21 protein-coding genes and 2 pseudogenes are annotated in these 19,655 nt (G+C 62.9%); 13 read left to right on the top strand and 10 right to left on the bottom strand.

Features of this window, described 5'->3' with window-relative positions; genetic code table 11:
- Positions 1–61: 61 nt before the first annotated feature.
- The 4 genes from LB564_RS01110 to LB564_RS01095 all read left to right on the top strand — a co-directional run bounded on the left by LB564_RS01110 (position 62) and on the right by LB564_RS01095 (position 2,310).
- Positions 62–1,165 carry an NADH:flavin oxidoreductase/NADH oxidase gene (locus LB564_RS01110; RefSeq protein ID WP_224534450.1) on the top strand — a complete coding sequence of 368 codons (1,104 nt, stop codon included), beginning with the start codon at positions 62–64 and terminating at the stop codon, positions 1,163–1,165.
- A 114-nt stretch (positions 1,166–1,279) separates the two neighbouring features.
- Positions 1,280–1,597 carry an SH3 domain-containing protein gene (locus LB564_RS01105; protein WP_224534449.1) on the top strand — a complete coding sequence of 106 codons (318 nt, stop codon included), beginning with the start codon at positions 1,280–1,282 and terminating at the stop codon, positions 1,595–1,597.
- A 165-nt stretch (positions 1,598–1,762) separates the two neighbouring features.
- Positions 1,763–2,041 carry a DUF982 domain-containing protein gene (locus tag LB564_RS01100; protein WP_032916788.1) on the top strand — a complete coding sequence of 93 codons (279 nt, stop codon included), beginning with the start codon at positions 1,763–1,765 and terminating at the stop codon, positions 2,039–2,041.
- Positions 2,042–2,070: 29 nt separating this feature from the next.
- Positions 2,071–2,310, top strand: a complete 240-nt coding sequence (locus LB564_RS01095; protein ID WP_136617408.1) for a DUF2188 domain-containing protein — start codon at positions 2,071–2,073, stop codon at positions 2,308–2,310.
- A gap of 58 nt (positions 2,311–2,368) precedes the next feature.
- Here the strand turns inward: LB564_RS01095 and LB564_RS01090 are convergent, their stop codons facing one another.
- Both LB564_RS01090 and LB564_RS01085 read right to left on the bottom strand, forming a co-directional pair.
- A complete protein-coding gene (locus LB564_RS01090) occupies positions 2,369–2,653 on the bottom strand; it encodes a hypothetical protein (RefSeq protein WP_140706633.1) in 285 nt (94 codons plus the stop codon).
- 54 nt (positions 2,654–2,707) lie between these two features.
- The gene (locus LB564_RS01085; protein WP_224534448.1) at positions 2,708–3,721 is read right to left on the bottom strand and encodes an alpha/beta fold hydrolase; all 1,014 of its coding nucleotides are present in this window, start codon (positions 3,719–3,721) and stop codon (positions 2,708–2,710) included.
- A gap of 239 nt (positions 3,722–3,960) precedes the next feature.
- Between LB564_RS01085 and LB564_RS01080 the strand changes: the two genes are divergently transcribed.
- From LB564_RS01080 to LB564_RS01055, 6 genes are all read left to right on the top strand, one after another.
- A complete protein-coding gene (locus tag LB564_RS01080; protein WP_224534447.1) occupies positions 3,961–4,704 on the top strand; it encodes a competence/damage-inducible protein A in 744 nt (247 codons plus the stop codon).
- A 99-nt stretch (positions 4,705–4,803) separates the two neighbouring features.
- Positions 4,804–5,637, top strand: coding sequence for a universal stress protein (locus LB564_RS01075; RefSeq protein WP_224534446.1), 834 nt, complete (start codon positions 4,804–4,806; stop codon positions 5,635–5,637).
- 116 nt (positions 5,638–5,753) lie between these two features.
- Positions 5,754–6,254 carry a xanthine phosphoribosyltransferase gene (gene gpt, locus LB564_RS01070; RefSeq protein ID WP_140706641.1) on the top strand — a complete coding sequence of 167 codons (501 nt, stop codon included), beginning with the start codon at positions 5,754–5,756 and terminating at the stop codon, positions 6,252–6,254.
- A gap of 209 nt (positions 6,255–6,463) precedes the next feature.
- A complete protein-coding gene (locus LB564_RS01065) occupies positions 6,464–6,952 on the top strand; it encodes an NUDIX hydrolase (protein ID WP_224534445.1) in 489 nt (162 codons plus the stop codon).
- 91 nt (positions 6,953–7,043) lie between these two features.
- Positions 7,044–7,355 carry a PilZ domain-containing protein gene (locus LB564_RS01060; RefSeq protein WP_224534444.1) on the top strand — a complete coding sequence of 104 codons (312 nt, stop codon included), beginning with the start codon at positions 7,044–7,046 and terminating at the stop codon, positions 7,353–7,355.
- A 620-nt stretch (positions 7,356–7,975) separates the two neighbouring features.
- A complete protein-coding gene (locus tag LB564_RS01055) occupies positions 7,976–11,755 on the top strand; it encodes a vitamin B12-dependent ribonucleotide reductase (RefSeq protein ID WP_224534443.1) in 3,780 nt (1,259 codons plus the stop codon).
- A 113-nt stretch (positions 11,756–11,868) separates the two neighbouring features.
- Here LB564_RS01055 and LB564_RS01050 read toward each other — a convergent pair whose 3' ends face one another.
- On the bottom strand, positions 11,869–12,318 hold the full coding sequence (locus LB564_RS01050; protein WP_224534441.1) for a lysozyme inhibitor LprI family protein: 450 nt from the start codon (positions 12,316–12,318) through the stop codon (positions 11,869–11,871).
- A gap of 189 nt (positions 12,319–12,507) precedes the next feature.
- Here LB564_RS01050 and LB564_RS01045 point away from each other — a divergent pair, with 189 nt between their 5' ends.
- A complete protein-coding gene (locus LB564_RS01045) occupies positions 12,508–12,879 on the top strand; it encodes a VOC family protein (RefSeq protein WP_224534440.1) in 372 nt (123 codons plus the stop codon).
- A gap of 193 nt (positions 12,880–13,072) precedes the next feature.
- Here the strand turns inward: LB564_RS01045 and LB564_RS01040 are convergent.
- Together LB564_RS01040 and LB564_RS31700 are read right to left on the bottom strand one after the other, a co-directional pair.
- Positions 13,073–13,933: pseudogene (locus tag LB564_RS01040) on the bottom strand (GH25 family lysozyme); the annotation flags it as partial.
- A gap of 63 nt (positions 13,934–13,996) precedes the next feature.
- Positions 13,997–14,143 (bottom strand): annotated as a pseudogene (locus tag LB564_RS31700) (muramidase); the annotation flags it as partial.
- Between the two features lie 247 nt (positions 14,144–14,390).
- Between LB564_RS31700 and LB564_RS01035 the strand changes: the two are divergent.
- On the top strand, positions 14,391–15,350 hold the full coding sequence (locus LB564_RS01035) for a DUF1402 family protein (protein WP_411910232.1): 960 nt from the start codon (positions 14,391–14,393) through the stop codon (positions 15,348–15,350).
- A 24-nt stretch (positions 15,351–15,374) separates the two neighbouring features.
- The gene (locus LB564_RS01030; RefSeq protein WP_224534438.1) at positions 15,375–16,010 is read left to right on the top strand and encodes a DedA family protein; all 636 of its coding nucleotides are present in this window, start codon (positions 15,375–15,377) and stop codon (positions 16,008–16,010) included.
- Here the strand turns inward: LB564_RS01030 and LB564_RS01025 are convergent.
- The 5 genes from LB564_RS01025 to LB564_RS01005 all read right to left on the bottom strand — a co-directional run bounded on the left by LB564_RS01025 (position 16,007) and on the right by LB564_RS01005 (position 19,542).
- The gene (locus LB564_RS01025) at positions 16,007–16,798 is read right to left on the bottom strand and encodes a phosphodiester glycosidase family protein (RefSeq protein WP_140706659.1); all 792 of its coding nucleotides are present in this window, start codon (positions 16,796–16,798) and stop codon (positions 16,007–16,009) included. The two genes, LB564_RS01030 and LB564_RS01025, sit on opposite strands and share 4 nt — an antisense overlap.
- A gap of 113 nt (positions 16,799–16,911) precedes the next feature.
- Positions 16,912–17,538 carry a transglutaminase-like cysteine peptidase gene (locus LB564_RS01020; RefSeq protein ID WP_140706661.1) on the bottom strand — a complete coding sequence of 209 codons (627 nt, stop codon included), beginning with the start codon at positions 17,536–17,538 and terminating at the stop codon, positions 16,912–16,914.
- Between the two features lie 145 nt (positions 17,539–17,683).
- The gene (locus LB564_RS01015; RefSeq protein ID WP_224534437.1) at positions 17,684–18,556 is read right to left on the bottom strand and encodes an undecaprenyl-diphosphate phosphatase; all 873 of its coding nucleotides are present in this window, start codon (positions 18,554–18,556) and stop codon (positions 17,684–17,686) included.
- A 241-nt stretch (positions 18,557–18,797) separates the two neighbouring features.
- Positions 18,798–18,995 (bottom strand): hypothetical protein, encoded by a 198-nt coding sequence (locus LB564_RS01010; protein WP_224534436.1) that lies wholly within the window; start codon positions 18,993–18,995, stop codon positions 18,798–18,800.
- 151 nt (positions 18,996–19,146) lie between these two features.
- The gene (locus LB564_RS01005; RefSeq protein ID WP_224534435.1) at positions 19,147–19,542 is read right to left on the bottom strand and encodes a GFA family protein; all 396 of its coding nucleotides are present in this window, start codon (positions 19,540–19,542) and stop codon (positions 19,147–19,149) included.
- Positions 19,543–19,655: the final 113 nt, after the last annotated feature.

The raw sequence follows: 19,655 nt of genomic DNA, 5'->3' as shown, positions 1-19,655 counted from the left end.
CGTGTGTGGTACGGAAGAGGTCCGTTGCCTAAATAGCGGGTTTCCCTCCGGAGTTGGTTTCATGACGACATCGCTATTCCAGCCCATCACGCTCGATGGGCTCACCTTTCCCAACCGCATCGCGGTGGCGCCGATGTGCCAGTATTCCGCCGATGACGGCTCGGCCAGCGACTGGCATCTCTATCACTGGATGAATCTCGCCATGTCCGGCGCCGGCATGGTCACGGTCGAGATGACCGATGTCGAGCGGCGCGGGCGCATCAGCCATGGCTGCCTCGGCCTCTATTCCGAAGACAATGAGGCGGCCGCGCGCCGCGCGCTGGACGCTGCCCGGCGCGTGGCGGCGCCCGGCACGAAGTTCGGGACGCAGCTGGCGCATGCCGGCCGCAAGGCCTCGAACCGCAAGCCGTGGGAAGGCGGTGGCCCGCTGCAGCCGAATGAAGACCCCTGGCAGACCGTCTCGGCCTCGGCGATCGCCTACGATACGGGCTGGAACGTGCCGCACGCGCTGGAGGACGAAGAAATCCTGCAGCTCATCGAACGCTTCGCCGAGTCTGCCAGGCGGGCCGAACGCGCCGGCTTCGACTTCATCGAGCTGCACGCCGCGCACGGCTATCTGATCTTCCAGTTCCTGTCGCCTCTGTCCAACCAGCGCACGGACCGCTGGGGCGGCTCGCTGGAAAACCGGATGCGCCTTGTCGTCGAGATCGCCCGCGCGGTGAAGAAAGCGGTGCCGAAGCTGATGCTCGGCGCCAGGCTGTCGGTGACGGACTGGGTCGATGGCGGCTTCGACGTCGCCGACGCGGTCGAGGTGGCGAAAGCGCTGAAGGCCGAAGGCATCGCCTATCTCTGCTGTTCGAGCGGCGGCAATTCGCCGTTGCAGAAATTGCCCACCGGCCCCGGCTACCAGGTGCATCTGGCGGAAGCCGTGCGCAAGGGCGCCGGAATTCCGACCCGTGCGGTCGGCCTGATCGACGACCCGAAACAGGCCGAGGCCGTTATCGCCGAGGGCCGCGCCGACATGGTGGCGCTGGCACGTGCCTTCCTCGCCGATCCGCGCTGGGGATGGCGTGCGGCCGCCACATTCAGCGAAAAAATCCATCCCGCGCCGCAGCTCGCCCGCTCGGTGACAACGATGCAACATTGGATGAAGGCCGCCGGCTGACCTGCCCCAATCCGATGCGGCTGGACAGCTTGCGATGGCTCCGCTTTAATCGGTCCGTCACTTGTTCCGGCGGGTAAGGCCGCCTTCGGCGCGGCCGGATTTGGGAGGGGCATCATGTCGTTCAGGGCATTTTTGCCGGCCGCAGTCGTTATGGTTGTGGCGGGGTCATGGCTTGGCGCGTCCACGCCAAGTGTTGCGCAATACTGCGAGGGTACGGTGCACGGCCTGTCAGGCCGCTACAATGTGGCGACGGGCAGCGGTTTTCTGGCCGTGCGCACACGGCCCAACTCGTCGTCCCGGATGATCGGACAGCTGTTCAACGGCGACCATGTCGAGATCTTCGACCGGCGCGGCAACTGGTATCAGGTCGAAATCGGCGGCGGAACCGGCTGGGCGAATGCGCGCTGGCTGCGCAATGACTGCGGCTACTGAGACCGTCTATGCATGCCGCCCAAACCATGCTCACGGCTTGATCCGAGGGCGGATCCGGTTGGCCGACCCTATGCCCACCCAGCGCGGCGAGTAAACGCGACGCGACCTTTGGGCGCAGGCCGAGGGCCATTTTTGCAACCAAATTGGCTGCTTTGCGTTGCGGCCATGATGGACAACAAGCCTTTTGAAACGCCCGTCGTGGTCGAACTTGGCCATGTCGGCAAATATCGCCATATCCGCTCGACCCAGGAGGCGGCGGAGTGCCTGATGACGGTGTGGCCGCTCAATCGCGGGCCTCGTCATCGTGATGCCCTCGACACTTGCCTCAAAGTGCTGGAAGGTTATCGTTCGACAGCGGAAGCGCGCAGGGCACTGATCGAGGCCGCCAGGGAATCGGAAGTGCTGGTGCCCGACGACCGGCTGCCAGACGACCGACTGCATTGAGCAGACGGACCTTTAACCGGAGGTTTTGAATGGCGAAGCTGACTTACAAGATCGTCGAGCATGACGGTGGATGGGCCTACAAGGTCGGCGCGACCTTCTCGGAGACATTTCCCACCCATCAGGATGCGTTGCGCGCCGCCGAAATCGCTTCGGCGGAACAACAGGTGGCCGGCGCCACCGACGGCATCCAGTATGAGGACGCCGACGGAAAATGGCACGAGGAACTGGCTGACGGCCGTGATCGGCCCCAGACTGAAATTTCCGATTGATAGTCATGTGCCAGCCGGACGCCAGGAGAGATGGCGTCCGGGGCAAGCCCGCGGCTCGCTACTTGCCGCAGTACTGATCGTTGACGTTGCCTTGGGCATTCGCGTCGGGGCCTGCCGTGTTCGAGGCACAAGGCCCGGCCGGGCCAGGATTGCCAAGGGTGTTCAATCCGGACCCGTCCGCGTTGATGCTGCCGGTGGTGCTCTGGTCGACGGCGGAAGAATCCCCGTTGCCGAACAGCCACCAATTGTGATGGTTGGAATAGGTTGCGTCGGACGATTGGGCCATCGCCGATGTGGCGAGACCGATCGTCAGGACGGATGCAGCGAAAAGTTTCCTGTACATTGAATTACTCCGTATCTTGGCCGCCTTGGGATGCGACACGGGTAAACCCGGCAATCAGCCGGATGGTTCATTGAAATTGTCGTGAACCCTTGGTGATGCCGTATCTGAAAAAGCTCGCCCCGCGATGCGCTTGATGAAGGCAACGACCCGTTCCGGCTCGACGAATTGCGGCATATGGCCGAGACCATCGACGGGCTCGAAATCAAGTCCTTCGAGCTTTTCCCGCATCGGCTCGCCATGGACAGCCATGCCGATGACGCGATCGGCGCCGCCGAACAGGATGCCGGCCGGCATGGCGATCTCGCCATAGCGGCGCTCGATGTCGCCGAGATCCTTCTCGACCGCCACGACATCGCTCGACGTCGCGTGGTAGTGGGCGGGCCTCAAGCCGAGCCATCCGCCTCCTCCGGTCATGTAGTCCGCCGTGACGGCTTGCGGCGCGAAGATGAAGTCCATCGTCGGCCGGGCATACCTAAGGCTCGCCGGTATCGCCACCGTATGGGCCATGATCCATCGCAACAGGCGCGAGGGAATGTAGAGCAGGTCAAATCCTTGCCGCGTCCTTGTCTCCAGATGCGTCAAGGGCGCCAGCAAGGCGATGCCTGAAATCGCCTCGGGATGTTCGACGGCCAGGGTCAGTGTGATGGCACCGCCGAGAGAATGACCCACCACAAGCGGCCTTTCCAGTCCCAGTGTTTCCATGAAGCGTTTGATGATCTCGGCCTGCTCGGGCAAGCGGCCCGTCGCTCCGCTTGCCCGCGTCGAATAGCCGGAGCCCGGACGGTCGAGCGCGATCAGCCGGTAGCCGGGACCGAAACGGCCAAACACGGTGTGCCGGAAATGATGCAATTGGGCGCCAAGCCCATGCAGGAAGACGATCGGCCGCCCCTGCCCGACATCGACATAGTGGATGCGGTTGCCGTCGATCTCGATGAATTTTCCGACCGGCGGCACCAATCTCTCCGCTTTCGCCGCGATCCAAAGCGTCGCCAACAACAGACAAACGAGCAAGAGGACCGCCGCCAGAATGGCGGCGCCAAGCAGCCAGAGAAGAATCGATATCAGCATTCGTCACCCGGATCCGAGCCGCAGCTTACCCGGCTGCGATACCGCCGCAAGGACCGACAGGACGGGCCGACCTCGCGAGGCAGCCGTTGCCGCCCTGCGGGACCAAGGACAATCGGGAAGAGACCAGTCCCTGCAATCCAGCTGATATCCGTGTCTGTCGGACCGTTCGCCATCTGGGCGGCATTGCCGACGCCCGTGCGCCGCGCTATGCAGACGGCCCGTCCGCCGGAGCCCTTCCCATGCCTGAAATCGTCACTGCCGCCATGCTTGTCATCGGCGATGAGATTTTGTCCGGCCGTACCAAGGACAAGAACATCGGCCACCTCGCCGATATCATGACGGCGATCGGCATCGACCTGAAGGAGGTGCGCATCGTGCCCGACGAGGAAGACGAGATCGTGGCCGCGGTGAATGCGGTGCGCGCACGCTACACCTATGTGTTCACCACCGGCGGCATCGGCCCCACGCATGACGACATCACGGCCGATTCGATCGCCAAGGCGTTCGGCGTGCCTTGCGAATACGACGCCAAGGCCTATGCCCTGCTGGAGGCGAGCTATGCCGCGCGCGGCATCGAGTACACGGAAGCGCGCAAGCGCATGGCGCGCATGCCGCGCGGCGCGGACCATATCGACAATCCGGTGTCGGTGGCGCCGGGTTTTCGCATCGGCAACGTCCATGTCATGGCCGGCGTGCCCTCGATCTTCCAGGCCATGCTCGACAATGTCGTGCCGACCCTGAAAGCCGGCACAAAAATGCTGTCGGCCACGGTGCACTGCCCGTTCGGCGAGGGCCTTGTCGGCGGGCCGTTGGGCGAGATCCAGAAAGCCCATCCCGATACGATCATCGGCTCCTATCCCAAATATGGCGACGGCAAGTTCTGGACCGAACTGGTGGTTCGCGCCCGCAGCGAGGATGCGCTCGAAGCCGCGCGCGCCGACGTCGAGGCCATGGTGGCCGGCTTCGCCAGCGAGGCGCGCTGACCCGGTCGGGCCGGAACCAAGAACGACGCTGCAACGTTTCCCTGCCGCGAGGCCCATCACTCGCGAGATTGAGGGCACTCGCAAGATTGAGGGATCATCATGCGTTTCAAGACCATCGTCGCCATTCTGCAGAACGAGCAGGACGCCGAGCGCGTGCTCGACTGCGCCATCCCGCTTGCTGGCCGCTTCCAGAGCCATTTGATCGGCATCCATGCCGAGGCGCTGCCGGTGCCCTACACGTCGGCGACCGGCTTTCCCGATACGGAATTCCTGCAGGTCTCGGCCGACATGAACCGGGAACGGGCCGACAAGCTCCAGGCCGCGTTTCTCAGGCGCATCGAGGATTCCGGCCTTTCCTTCGAATGGCGCAGCCTGGAGAGCTTCTCCGGCGACAGCGCGCTGACCGGCATTTCGACCGTGCGCGCCGCCGATCTCATCATCGCCGCCCAGCGCGAGACCGGCGGCGATCCGAGCGCCGACGTCGATACGCTGGTCTATGATGCCGGCCGGCCGGTACTGGTGGTGCCAAGCGCGGGTCCGCTCGTCACCACATTCAAACGCGTGCTGCTTGCCTGGAACGGCAGCAAGGAGGCCGCGCGCGCCGCGTTCGACGCCCTGCCCTTCATCATCGAGGCCGAGAAAACCGACATTCTGGTCATCGACCCACCCGATACGCTCGACGAAAGCCCGGAGGCCGCCGGCGCCGAGATCGCGTCGGCGCTGTCGCGCCACGGCGCCACCGTCAGTGTTTCGGTGCAGAAATCGGACGGCACCTCGGTCGACGACATGATCCAGAACAGGGTCGCCGAGAGCGGTGCCGATCTCCTCGTTCTTGGCGCCTACAGCCATTCCTGGCTGCGCCAGCTCCTGTTCGGCGGCGTGACGCGCACGGTGCTGCGCACATCACAGGTAACGGCCTTCCTGTCGCGATAAGTCCACAGCGATCGCTGCCGCCCGCCCTTGCCAAACCCAAGGCTTTCCAGTTAATTCCGCGCGCATTCCCCTGTTTTTGTGCACGCGGTCGTCGCGTGCCGTGGAGTGCGCGAGAAATGTCCCTACCCGAAAAAGCCTTCCCGGTCTCCTGGGACCAGTTTCATCGTGACGCCCGCGCGCTTGCCTGGCGGCTTGCCGGCGCCAACAAGGGTCAGTGGAAGGCGATCGTCTGCATCACGCGCGGCGGGCTGGTGCCGGCGGCGATCATTTCGCGAGAACTAGGCATCCGCATCATCGAGACGGTTTGCGTCGCCTCCTATCACGACTACACCAGCCAGGGACAATTGCAGGTGCTGAAGGAGATCACGCCGAGCTTGCTGGCCGACGATGGCGCCGGCGTGCTGATCATCGACGACCTGACCGACACCGGCAAGACCGCCGGCATCGTGCGGGCCATGATGCCCAAGGCCCATTTCGCGACTGTCTACGCCAAGCCCAAGGGCAGGCCGCTGGTCGACACTTTCGTCACCGAGGTCAGCCAGGACACCTGGATCTATTTCCCGTGGGACATGGGTTTCACCTACCAGAAACCGATCGCCGACGACCACGCCGGCTGATTCGCTGCAAGGCGTTTTTCCAACTAAGCCCGCTACGGACGACAATATTTGCTTGTGCGGCGCGCGCCACGGGCAAGTTATCCTGTGAAATCGACCTTTGTTGACGGGATTCGGCCAGCCTGACCAAAGTTTTTACTTTTATTGGTCACAATTAGCCGTAAGATTCGTGAGGCGGCAAACGATTCTGGAGGCTGGGGCTAGCTTCTCCGATGTTGACACGGGCAACGACGCACAACCATCTGGCTGAAAGGGTCCGGCGACTCTTCGGCATCGCGCCGTGTCGTCTGCAGGTTGCCGCCTTGCCCTGGCGCGATGCCGGGAACGGGGTCGAGGTCATGCTGATCACCAGCCGTGATACGGGCCGCTGGGTGCTGCCAAAGGGCTGGCCGGAAGCCCGGGAGCCGCTGTGCGAGGCGGCCGCGCGCGAGGCCGCCGAGGAAGCCGGCTTGCGCGGAAACATCTCCCATCTCGAAGCCGGCCGCTATTTCTATGCCAAGGTGCTGGCCTCAGGCGAGGAAGTGCCTTGCGAGGTGCTGGTCTTTCCGCTTCATGTCGACAAGGTCGCCGACCGCTGGAAGGAAAAACACTCCCGCACCCGCAAATGGGTCAATTCGAGCGAAGCCGTGCGCATGGTCAACGAGCCCGACCTTTGCCAGATCATCGCCTATTTCTGCGCCGACCCGCGCAGGTTTTCCTGATCGGCACATATCGCGGCGGGCGCACAATCCTGCGCCGCAATGGTTTGCTAATTTTTCTTGGTTATGATCGATCAGTCCTGGCGTTTGATCGATGGCGAATCCCGCAGACCCACTGCAGCAAGATCCCGGCGAGCCACAGCGCGAGCATCGACCGCGCGTGCTCAAGGGCGGAACGATCATCACCGGCATCCAGAACTCCGAGGTGGCTTGCACGGTGCGCAACCAGCATGCGGGCGGCGCCGAACTGAAGATACCGCTTGAGTCCCGGGTTCCCGATCGCTTCCTTCTCTATATTCCGCTCGATGGCGTTGCCTATCGCTGCGAGGCCCGCTGGCGCCGCAACGATAGGATCGGCGTCCAGTTCACCGGCACCGAGCCCAAGCCGAAATTGCACTACGGCTGACCGCCGGGCGGCCATGCCTCGCGGTAGCGCATGTTCGCCACCGGAAAATGGCCGCCACGGCGGTCAATTCTATCCCCGTTATCCACATGTGTGACACACAAGATGTTGGGGTCACAAAAGCTACGCAAACGAATCCTTGACGGCTCGAAACGAGTCGCCTTTTATAGGCCATGCGCTCCTGTTGAGAGCGCGACCGGAAAGTTCTGAGCCCGGTCTTTTTCCCGGACTATGTGTGTTTTGCCCGCATTTCCGCCTGTTTACGAGGCCGGCGGAGGCGTTGGGATCGTGGGTGGTGGGGCGACGAAAGGGAGAATTGTCGGACTGGAATAAATTGTCTGTTAATACTATATTTAGTGTTTGCAGCTAAGTTCGACGCTAGATAGTGTGAATTTCCCTCAGGTGAGGGAATCGAAAAATTCAGTTTTGAGGGACCCGTAGGGTCGGTTGGCAGCCTCGGCAAACGCCCGGCAAGGCGTTTTGTCGTGTGCATGGCCGCGCCTGCGAAATGGAGATGCCGGCATTGTTCGCAATGCCGGCAAACGGCGGACCGCGCGTTTCGTCTTTTGGGGGCAGAAATCCCCTGATGAAAGCGCTATATATAGACAAAAGGGACCGGACCAATGCGCATCGAGCGTCGTTTCACCAAGCCAGGGCAATCTGCTTATGCGGAGATCGAATTCCGCAAGGCGCTTTCCGAGATCAAGAATCCGGATGGCTCGGTGGTGTTTCGCTTGGACAACATCGATGTGCCGGCGCAGTTCTCCCAGGTCGCCGCAGACATCCTGGCCCAGAAATATTTCCGCAAGGCCGGCGTCCCCGCGCGCCTGAAGAAGGTCGAGGAGAACGACGTCCCCTCCTTCCTGTGGCGCTCCGTCGCCGACGAGGCAGAGCTCGCCAAGCTGCCGGAAGCGGAGCGCTATGGTTCCGAGATCGACGCCCGCCAGGTCTTCGACCGGCTGGCCGGCACCTGGACCTATTGGGGCTGGAAGGGCGGCTACTTCAAGGCGTCGGAGGAAGACGCGCGCGCTTTCCGTGACGAGCTTGCCTATATGCTGGCCACGCAGCGCGTCGCGCCGAACTCGCCGCAATGGTTCAACACCGGCCTGCACTGGGCCTACGGCATTGACGGTCCGAGTCAGGGCCACTTCTATGTCGATCCCTTCACCGGCAAGCTGACCAAGTCGAAATCCTCCTACGAGCATCCGCAGCCGCATGCCTGCTTCATCCAGGGCGTGCAGGACGACCTCGTCAACGAGGGCGGCATCATGGATCTGTGGGTGCGTGAAGCACGCCTGTTCAAATACGGCTCGGGCACCGGTTCGAACTTCTCGCTGCTGCGCGGCGAAGGCGAAAAACTGTCAGGCGGCGGCCGCTCTTCCGGCCTGATGAGCTTCCTCAAGATCGGCGACCGCGCCGCTGGCGCCATCAAGTCGGGCGGCACGACGCGCCGTGCGGCGAAAATGGTCATCGTCGACGCCGACCATCCCGACATCGAGGAATTCATCGACTGGAAGGTCAATGAAGAGCAGAAGGTCGCCTCGCTGGTGACCGGCTCCAAGATCGTCAAGAAGCATCTCGAAGCGATCATGAAGGCCTGCGTCAACTGCGAAGGCCATGACGACGACTGCTTCGACCCGGCGATCAACACGGCGCTGAAGCGCGAGATCAAGGCGGCCAAGAAGTCGGCTGTGCCGGAAAACTACATCTACCGCGTCATCCAGTTTGCCAAGCAGGGCTACACCTCGATGTCGTTCAAGACCTACGACACCGACTGGGATTCGGATGCCTATCTCACGGTTTCGGGCCAGAACTCCAACAATTCGGTGTCGCTGAAGGACAATTTCCTGCGCGCCGTCGAGACCGACGCCGATTGGCACCTGACCGCCCGCAAGGACGGCAAGGTTTTGAAGACGCTGAAGGCGCGCGACCTCTGGGAAAAGATCGGCTACGCCGCCTGGGCGTCGGCCGATCCCGGCCTGCACTTCAACACGACGATGAACGACTGGCACACCTGCGCTTCGGCCGGTGCGATCCGGGCCTCCAATCCGTGCTCGGAATACATGTTCCTCGACGACACGGCCTGCAATCTCGCCTCGATCAATCTGCTCCCCTACCGCAATGCCGACGGCACGATCGATATCGCCGCCTACGAGCACACCGTTCGGCTGTGGACCATGGTTCTCGAAATCTCGGTGATGATGGCGCAGTTCCCGTCGAAGGAGATCGCCAAGCTCTCCTACGACTATCGCACCCTCGGCCTCGGCTATGCCAATATTGGCGGCCTGCTGATGACCTCGGGCATTCCCTACGATTCCGATGAGGGCCGCGCGATCTGCGCCGCGCTGACTGCCATCATGACCGGCGTCGCCTATTCGACCTCGGCGGAAATGGCATCCGAACTCGGCGCCTTCCCCGACTATGACCGCAATGCGCAGAACATGCTGCGCGTCATGCGCAACCATCGCCGCGCCGCCTATGGCGACAAGGACGGTTACGAGAAGCTGGCCGTCAATCCGGTGCCGCTCGTCGCCTCCGATCTCAAGCAGCAGGATCTGGCCACCCACGCCAAGGCCGCCTGGGACCGCGCCATCGAACTCGGCGAGGAGCATGGCTACCGCAACGCGCAGGCAACCGTGATCGCGCCGACCGGCACGATCGGCCTGGTCATGGATTGCGACACCACTGGTATCGAGCCCGATTTCGCCCTGGTGAAGTTCAAGAAGCTCGCCGGCGGCGGCTATTTCAAGATCATCAACCGCGCCGTGCCGGAAGCGCTGCGCACGCTCGGCTATTCCGAGAGCCAGATCGCCGAGATCGAGGCCTATGCCGTCGGCCACGGCAATCTCAACCAGGCGCCGGCCGTCAACCCCGGCTCGCTCAAGGCCAAGGGTTTCACCGACGACAAGATCGCAGCGCTCAACGCGGCGCTGAAGTCGGCCTTCGACATCAAGTTCGTCTTCAACCAGTGGACGCTCGGCGCCGACTGGGTGAAGGAGACTTTTGGCTTCACCGACGAGCAGCTCAACGACTTCTCATTCGAAATGCTGCCGGCGCTGGGCTTCTCGCGGAAGGACATCGAGGCCGCCAACATCCATGTCTGCGGTGCGATGACGCTTGAAGGCGCGCCTTTCCTCAAGCCCGAACATCTGGCGGTGTTCGACTGCGCCAGCCCGTGCGGCAAGATCGGCAAGCGCTCGCTGTCGATCAACAGCCACATCCAGATGATGGCGGCGGCCCAGCCCTTCATCTCCGGCGCCATCTCCAAGACCATCAACATGCCCAACGACGCGACGGTGGAGGACGCCAAGAGCGCCTACATGCTGTCGTGGAAGCTGGCGCTCAAGGCCAACGCGCTCTACCGCGACGGCTCGAAGCTGTCGCAGCCGCTCAATGCCTCGCTGCTCGCCGATGGCGAGGAGGACGAGGACGACGCGGTCGAGCAGCTGATCCAGGCTCCGGCGGCGGCGCGCGCGGCGCAGATCACCGAGCGCATCGTCGAGCGCATCATCGAACGCGTGTCGCGCGAGCAGGAGAAGCTGCCCGGCCGCCGCAAGGGTTATACGCAGAAGGCCAAGATCGGCGGCAACACCATCTTCCTGCGCACCGGCGAGTATGATGATGGCCGCCTCGGCGAGATCTTCATCGACATGAACAAGGAGGGTGCCACGCTGCGTGGCCTTCTCAACAATTTCGCCATCGCGATCTCGCTCGGCCTGCAATATGGCGTCCCGCTCGACGAATATGTGCACGCCTTTACCTTCACCAAGTTCGAGCCGGCCGGCATGGTCATCGGCAACGATGCCATCAAGAGCGCTACGTCGATCCTCGATTACGTGTTCCGTGAACTGGCCATCTCCTATCTCGGCCGCAACGACCTCGCCCATGTCGACCAGTCGGACTTCTCCAACACGGCGCTTGGCCGCGGCATCAGCGAAGGCAAGACCGACGCCGTCTCCAAGGGCCTGACCCGCGGCTCGCCGGTGAAGCTGGTGTCGAGGGCAATCGGCAACGAGCCGAAGGGCTTTGCCGCGTCCGGCACCCCTGCCCGCTCGGCGCCGACAGCCTTCTCCGGCTCCAACGTGCTGGCCCTGAAGCCGGCCAGCGACGAGGCGATCGCCTACAAGCGCGACTATGAGGAGCGGGCCAAGGAACTGGCCGAGGACATCGCGTTCGAGGAAGCGGCCTCCGATGCCGCGACCGACACCACCGCGGCGCTGTTCACCGACACGGCGGCCCAGGAAGCAGCCGAGGCGAAGAAACTCGCCGCCGACCGCCGCGCCAAGTCGCTGCTGCAGGGTTACACCGGCAATTCCTGCTCCGAGTGCCAGAATTTCACCATGGTGCGGAACGGGACTTGCGAGAAGTGCGACACCTGCGGCGCCACGAGCGGGTGCAGCTGAGCTAATTCAAGCTCACGTCGACGACAGATCAAATCGGCTCGGTCGCAAGATCGGGCCGATTTGATTTCGCATAATCGCCAGCTGCAAGTCGCATGACAGGAGGCATTCCGCTCTCACTCATCGATCTCCATCACGCGGACATATCCCTCCAACTCCAGCGCGCGATCCCGGATGACGTTGGTCGCATCGGCAGCCTGCATGGGTACGTACATCGTGCCTTGCCTTGTTTCGTAGAGCGCGTCTCGCGCCTTCGCCTCGGCATCGCGGAAGGCTAGCCAGGCGCGCTGCGACAGGCGGAGTTTTTGCGCGGCCTGGCGCGGCAGTTGGCGCAGGAGTGTCGCATAGGCGGCATTCATCCGGCGATCATAGTCGCTTGATGCCGTCGCCTCGCAGTCGGTCTGGCCTGAGGTGGAGGCATTGGCCGCGTCATTCAGGCAGCGGTCGAGCGCTTCAGCCGTGGGGTCTTTCAGGGCCGACTCCGCCAGCGCTGCCCTCGGCATGGCGGACAACAGGCATATCAGCGCCGTGGCAAGACACTTTCGCCTGCAATGCCAGATCCGCATGTCGCCTCCAAAGGACTAAAAAAGAACGGCCCGAACCGCGCCTGCAAAATCCTCTCGCGGCGTCATGAAGGCAAGTCCCTTGGCGCGCCGATCAAAAGCGAACGGGCCGTCTCTAGCCACCGCGTCCTCGACATCGGCTCCAGGCATCGTCATCCTGCTGTCCCAGGACTGGTCAGGCGCCACACAACAATGATCGATCACATCACCATCGAGATCAGCGACCTCGAAAAGAGCAAGCTCTTCTACGAGAAGGCTTTCGCGCCTCTGGGCTATCGCCTGTCCTTTGGCAAGGAGGGCGTGTTCTGGGCCTTCGACGTCGGCGGTGGCTGCCTCTTCGAAATCCAGCACACGGGCGAAAAGCCGCCGCTCACCCACCTGCATGTCGCTTTCCGCGTCGGCAGCCAGGCAGAGGTGGAGGCCTTCCATCGTGCGGCGATCGAGGCGGGCGCCGTGGACAATGGCGCGCCCGGCCCGCGTCCAGGTTACGGCGAGACCTATTATGCCTGCTTCGTGCTCGATCCCGACGGCTACAACATCGAGGCAATGCTCAACGCGGCTTGAGGCAGAAGCCGACACCGACATCGTGAACCAGTTCGCCTATGTCGGAGCCGATCCGACCCAGCACGACACGCTGACGCTTCCCACCGATGCGGCGATCGCCGAGATGATGGGCTGCGGCTGCGCGAGGAAAGAATGGCGGCAGCAATCAATTCCAACGGCTAGCAGGACGGACACCAACGCGAAAGCATCGGTCCTAATCCGCGTCGGCCATCAACGCCCGACCGCCGCCACCGGCCCAGGCCCGCCATTGCCGCTCGTCGCCATGGAAGACGTTGAGATCAATGCGGCCGGTCACGCCATGCGACAGGCCGGAGCCGGAATACTGCCAGAATAGCCACTTGCGGCCCGGATATACTTTCGACGGGTGCCGGGCCACGGCGCGCAGCCAGAAAGGGTAATCCGGGAAGGCGCCCTGCAAATTGTCGCGGTAGAAATCGGGCGCCGTGTAGATGATGGGCCGCTGGCCGTAATGGCGCTCCAGCTTGTCCATGAACACCTGCATCTTCTCCAGCACCTTTTCGCGCGACGGGCGCCGCTTGCAGGAGGAATCGCCGTTCCACTCGACGTCGATGACCGGCGGCAGCGCGCCGTCGACCTTCGGCACGTTGCGGATGAACCAGTCGGCCTGCTCGCTGGCGACACGGCACCAGTAGAAGAAATGGTAAGCGCCGCGCTTCAAGCCAGCCGCGTCGGCATTGCGCCAATTTTTCATGAACAGCGGATCGAGATGGTCACCGCCGTCGGTCGCCTTGATATAGGCGAAGTTGGCGCCCTGGGCGCGCAGCTTCTCCCAGTCGACGTTGCCTTGCCAGCGCGACACGTCGACACCGTGTACGGCAAGGTGACGGGGCGACGAGCGGCCGAAATTGATCGGTTTGGCATCGCGGAAGCCGTAGCGCGTGACCGGGCCAGCCAGCATGGGCGGTGCCGCCCGCGACAACAGCCTGGGCGGCGACACCAAAGCGGCCTCCTGAACCGGCGGTTCGACGGCGTCGGGCAATTCGGGCGCAGGAAACGCCACCGTCTCTTCCTCGGCCAAGCCGAAGGGCCGGACGGTGTCGTCCTCGGGAGCAATCTCGACCGGCTTGCGCGTATTGCTTGCCTTGGCCATGGCAACGGACGCGATCGGCGCGCTTGGCCGCACCACCGAGCTGGTCGTTTCGTTGGACGGCTTCTGCAGGTCGATCGCATCCATGCCCGATGTCGACGAACAGCCGGCGAGGCATAGCGATGCGATCAAACTGATGACGCCTGGTAACCGCATCTGGACCTGTACTCGAAACACAACAGACCGAAGGCGACGGCCGACGGACAACCAGATCAGTTATGAACGAGAAATTACCAATAAAGTTTGAATCAAGTTTTTTACCATAGCTGTTGCCCCCTTTCCGACAGCCGCCATCGTAGGTCCGGCCAAGCCTTGACAGCGCCATGATGTGGCTGTTGAGACGGGTTTGCGGCGCTTCGCGCCGGTGTTCCCGAAACTCCTAGAAAGGCGCCCGATGACCGCGTTGCAGCGACTTCTCCTGGTCCTCCTGCTCGTCGCTTCGGGCGGTGAAGCTTTTTCGATGCTGGCAGCGCATGCGAGCGGCCTGGTCGTCGTTCCGCCCGGAAACCGTTCCGCGACACAGCCGGCCATTCCGGAAGCATCGGCCACGCGAACGCGCGCCTTCAAGACCACCTATGACGAGAAATACGAAAAGGTCGTCGCGCTGCTGAAGCGCGAGAAGAAGCTCGTGGCGCACATCAAGCAGGTGGCGGCGGCCTACGACATCGATCCCATCCACATCGTCGGCGCGCTGGTCGGCGAGCATACTTACAACGTCACCGCCGTCGGCTCGGTACAGACCTATTATGTCAAGGCCCTGTCCTATTCCGGCCTCGACTTCGCTTTCCGCTACAAGGGCGTGCCGGTGCAGACCTTTGTCCAGCGTCCGGAATTCGCGGCTTGCGGCCAGGCTGGGGACAGTGCCACCCTGTGGAGTTGCCGCGACAGGGTCTGGGTCGAGCATTTCCGCGGCAAGACGGTCGACGGCGTCACCTATGACGCGATGACCTTCCAGCAAGCGTTCTTCCAGCCTTTCTTCGCCGGCCAGACATTCGGCCTCGGCCAGATCAGCCCCTTGACCGCGCTCGAGGTCACCGACCTCGTCAACAGAGTGAGCGGCTACGACAGGCTGACGCCGGATCATCCGCAAGCGATCTATCGCGACGTCATGGATCCGGACCGCAGCATCGTCTACATCGCGGCGATCGTGCGCGACGCCATCGACGCCTACAAGGAACAAGGCTTCGACATCTCGGGCAATCCCGGCATCACGGCGACGCTCTACAATGTCGGCCAGCCGCGTCAGCGGGCCGCCGCCCTTGCCAGCGCCAAGGGCCGCAAGCTGCCGGTCGAGAATTATTACGGTTGGCTCGTCAACGACAAGCTCGACGATCTCAAGAGCCTGCTCGACAGCGGCAGCTGAGGAACACTTTCAAAAGGGGCTTGCGTGCAGTCGTTCATCGACCAGAGCGTTTGTTTCATCGAGAACCATCAGGCCTGGGCTGGCCTTGTGGTCGGATTGCTCGCTTTCGGCGAGTCGCTGGTGCTGGTCGGCATCCTGTTGCCCGGCACCACGGTGCTGATCATCGTCGGCGGCCTGGTGGGCGCCGGCATCATCCAGCCCCTGCCCGTGCTTCTCGCCGCCATGGTCGGCGCGGCACTGGGCGACACCATCTCCTATTTTCTCGGCAGGTGGCTCGGGCGCGGTGTCGTGCACAAATGGCCGCTCAACCGCTACCGGCGCGAGGTGGCGCGAGCGCGCCTGTTCTTCCATCGCTATGGTTTCGCCGCGGTTTTCGTCGGCCGCTTCTTCGGTCCCGTGCGCGCCACCATCCCGCTGGTCGCCGGCATGATGGGCATGCACCGGCGGCGCTTCCAGATCGCCAACATCCTGTCGGCGATCATCTGGGCGCCGGTGGTGCTGTCGCCTGGATGGCTGGTGGCGAAAGGGGCCGACAGCCTGCCCGAACTCGACGCGACCAGCCTGTTCGGCCTGGCGGTGATCGCGGCCATAGTGGCGGCGATCATCGTCGCCGTGATTTTCGTCAGACTGCGCGGGACCAAGCGGAACGGCCTGGTCTAGCCGCGCTTCCTGAAGACGCCGATCATCGGTCCCAAATTCCAGTAATCGTCGTTGCGGCCGATGGCCGGAGCGAGCAGGCTAGATATGGTGCCGTCGAGAAAGAGTGCGTTGTCGCAGCCGAGCGCGTCGCGAAACAGGCGAGCGAAGGCGTGGAATGTCACCGTGCCGTTCGAGATGGCAAAGACCGCGACGCCATCCTTGCGCACCCCGACGCCGTCGCGGCTCTTGCGCGAGGTGCCGTCGGCCTGGAATTTCGGATGAAGCTGGCCGTCGATCACCAGCATCGGCCCTGATTGCGTGGCATAGTCGGTGGCTGGCCGCTGCCTGACGAAGTCCCTGGTCGCCCGGACCGCGGCCTTGCCGCCGCCAATATAGAAAATGCCGTTAGGCTGCAGCGAAAAATTGCCGCTGCCCGAACCCGTCTTGACACCAGCCATTTCCTGGCCGCGTTCGACATAGAGGCCGACCGGCCTGAGGTCGGGGTGGTACATGCCCGCATTGATGGCAAACAGCATGGTACGGCCGGCCGCGCGCTGAGCGTTGTCGAGATTGTGCAGCGATTGAAACGGCTTCCCCCCTTGGTCTTTCCAGAACAGTTCGATCGAATACAGTTTCGGATCGACCTCGCAGACGAGAAAGCTGGCGGCTTCGAAGGCGACATCACGGCACGGCGGGACCGAAGCGAACCACTGGCCGAATGCCAACGTCGTGGCGACCGCGTGCGGCAATGCGGCCTTGAGCAAAGTCAGCAACAAGGGCGCCGAATGCAGGAGTGTCAAGAAATCCATGCGCGTTCCGGATCGTGGTTCCAACGAATTGTCGTTGATAGCACCGCTTGCCGGCACCATGCAGGATTTGCTCGGGGGAAGCGCGGATTACCAGTCCGGACGTCCGGCCAGGGCTATTTGACGGCGCTGACCAGCTTCTCCTCGCCGGCAAGAATGGAAACCCAGTGCCCGGTGTTGTCGCTGGCCTGTCTTTTCAGGTAGCGATACGGCGTCTGGTTCCAGAGACGAACCTTGTCGACCAGATTGTCGAGGATGAAGTCGCCCTTGTCGGTGCGCACCGTCAGCACGGCATGGCCTTCGCCGTCCGGCTTGCGAACCACCGTCATCAGGAGATTGGCGATGGCAATACCCAGGCCATTCAGCTCACGCCGCTTTTCCAGCGCGTAATCCTCACAGTCGCCGAAGCCATTGTCCGGATAGGCCCACCATTCCTCCTTGCCGTAATTGTCCATGTCGCTCATCGGCTTGACGCGCGTGTTGACCGAGAGATTCACGGCGGAGATCTCGTGCAGCAGTTTGCTGGTCAGACGTTCAGGCAAGCTGTCGGGCGAACGGATCGAACATTCGGCAAGGTGGATCTTGCAAAAATCATAGTGGCCGATCGGCTGGGACGTCGAGCCGCCGACAACCATGGAAACGGGTGCCGCGTAGGCGGAATTGACCGCCGAACAGACAGCAATCAGGGCAATCGCCAGCCCCAGCCCCTTCGCCTTCCGGCGCAAACCCAACGAGGATGCCATGCGGCTCCGCCATCTGTTTTTGTTAACAGAACGTTAAGGGCGGACATTGGCGGAAGTCAATGAAGGCGTACGATCACATCTTCGGGCACGAGGTGATGCCCTTCCGCGGTGGCAGCCGCGCAACACCCGCCAGCGGGCGATCAGCTTAGGCAAGCCATCCCATTGCCACGCCGAGCAGCAGGACGACCCCGAGCACGCCACGATAGATGACGAAAGGCCAGGCGGAGAAACGTTCGAGCACGCGCATCAGGCCCCAGATGGCGAAGAAGGCCGATATGGAGGCCACGAGCAGCCCCAGGCCGAGAACCGACCAGCCATGGGCACCGAGATGCACCTTGTGCAGTTCCCACAATTCCTTGAGGCCGGCGAGCGCAATGGCCGGCAGCCCGAGCAGGAACGAGAAGCGTGCAGCCTCGGCCCGCTTGAAGCCGAGCCCCAGGGCCGCCGTCAAGGTCGAGCCCGAGCGTGAGACGCCAGGGATCAGTGCGCCGACCTGGGCAACACCGACAAGAAGCGCATCGGCGAGCGACGCTTCGCCTATCGTGCGCTTGTGGCGGGCGAAAATCTCGGCCAGCGCCAGCAGAACCGCCATGGCGATGCAGGCCCAGCCAATCACGCTCAGGCTGCGCAGCGGCGAATTGCAGGCGTTGAGGACGCCCGACAACGCCACGCCGGCAATGACGATCGGAATCGTCGCCAGCACGATCCAGTAAGCCAGACGGAAATGCCGGTCGGCAAAATCGCGTCGCGCGAGGGCGTCGAGCGATCCAAACAGGAGATCCCTGACATCGCCCCAGAAATAGCTGACCACCGCGGCAAGGGCCGCCAACTGCATGGCGGCGGAGAAGGCGGAGCCCGGATCCTGCCAGCCGAGCACGGCCGGCACGATGCGCATGTGGGCGGTCGAGGAGATCGGCAGCAGCTCGGTGATGCCTTGCACGAGGCCGAGGAATGCGACCTTGGCAAATCCAAGGCCGACAAAGCCCGTGTCGACGCCTTGCGTGCAGATATCAGCCATGTCGGGTTCCATGCGGGAGAGATCGGACTTGCGAAGGCATGATCGGAGGCGATCAGTGCCGGGCAAGCCATACCGCCATGCAGCCGAGAATCAATTTACGGATTTGTAAGCTGGTCGGCTGGAGGACGTCATTCCGTCCCAAGCGGCGGCAAATCCCAGTGCCTATGCGCGTGGCACCTGCTCGCACCCAAACCGGCCAAAGGGCCGGCCGGTGGTTTTCATGGAAGCTCGCAAGGCTATTTCAGGGGCACAGCCACAGTTTTTGGCAGGTTCTGGCGATGACATGCGCCGGCGGGACAACCGGCTCCCCGAGGGAAGGCCGGCGCGCGCGCTCGAGCAGCATGCGCACTTGTTCCGGGCGCACACGGTCGCGCTCCATTACAAGCAGGACCATCGGATCGCTCAAAAGCTCGTCCAGGGTGCTGATGCTGTCGTTCATCCGTCGTCTCCTCGAATGCCGGGCCCGCGACGCTTAGATAGGGAGACAAAGATGGCCCGCCAATGACGCTTTGCCGGCTATCGCGTGTCTATCTGGATTAATTTTTGGTCATCCTGCGGCACGTCCTCCCCATTGACGGGAAGGAGGAGAGCTAGGCTGGCGGAGCGCCTTCATATTGCGGCAGGCCGTCGTCAAGCAGTACCCAGGGCTGTTTCGAGGCGGTCCACATATGCATCTGTGGCCTGAAGAACGACGGGTCGTCCAGCGAACCGGTGGTCACGCCGATGATGCCGGCGGAATCGCGCCGCGAAAACATCGTCGTCCCGCAGCTCGGGCAAAAACCGCGCTTGAGGTCGGGCGAGGTGTTGACCGTGGCCAACGGGCCCTCGATCGTAACATCGTCGATGCGGAACAGAACGCGCGCATTGAAGGCCGCGCCGATTGCCTTCTGGCAGAGCCGGCAGTGACAGATGCGCTCGTTGATGGGATCGGCGTCGGTGCGGTAGCGCACCGCCTTGCACAGGCATCCGCCCTGATATTTTGCCATCGCCTGATCCGTTGGTGGAGTGAAGTGGAGGCAAGGGTAGCGGCGAGGCCGATTGGGTCAATTGAAAAGCTTTGATACAAGGTCATCGGTTATTGTGATGTGGGCAGGACCGT

The organism is Mesorhizobium sp. ES1-6 (assembly GCF_020164775.1).
GTDB lineage: Bacteria > Pseudomonadota > Alphaproteobacteria > Rhizobiales > Rhizobiaceae > Mesorhizobium.
The sequence above is the reverse complement of the archived record's forward strand: the minus strand, read 5'-3'. Positions and strand labels throughout refer to the sequence as shown.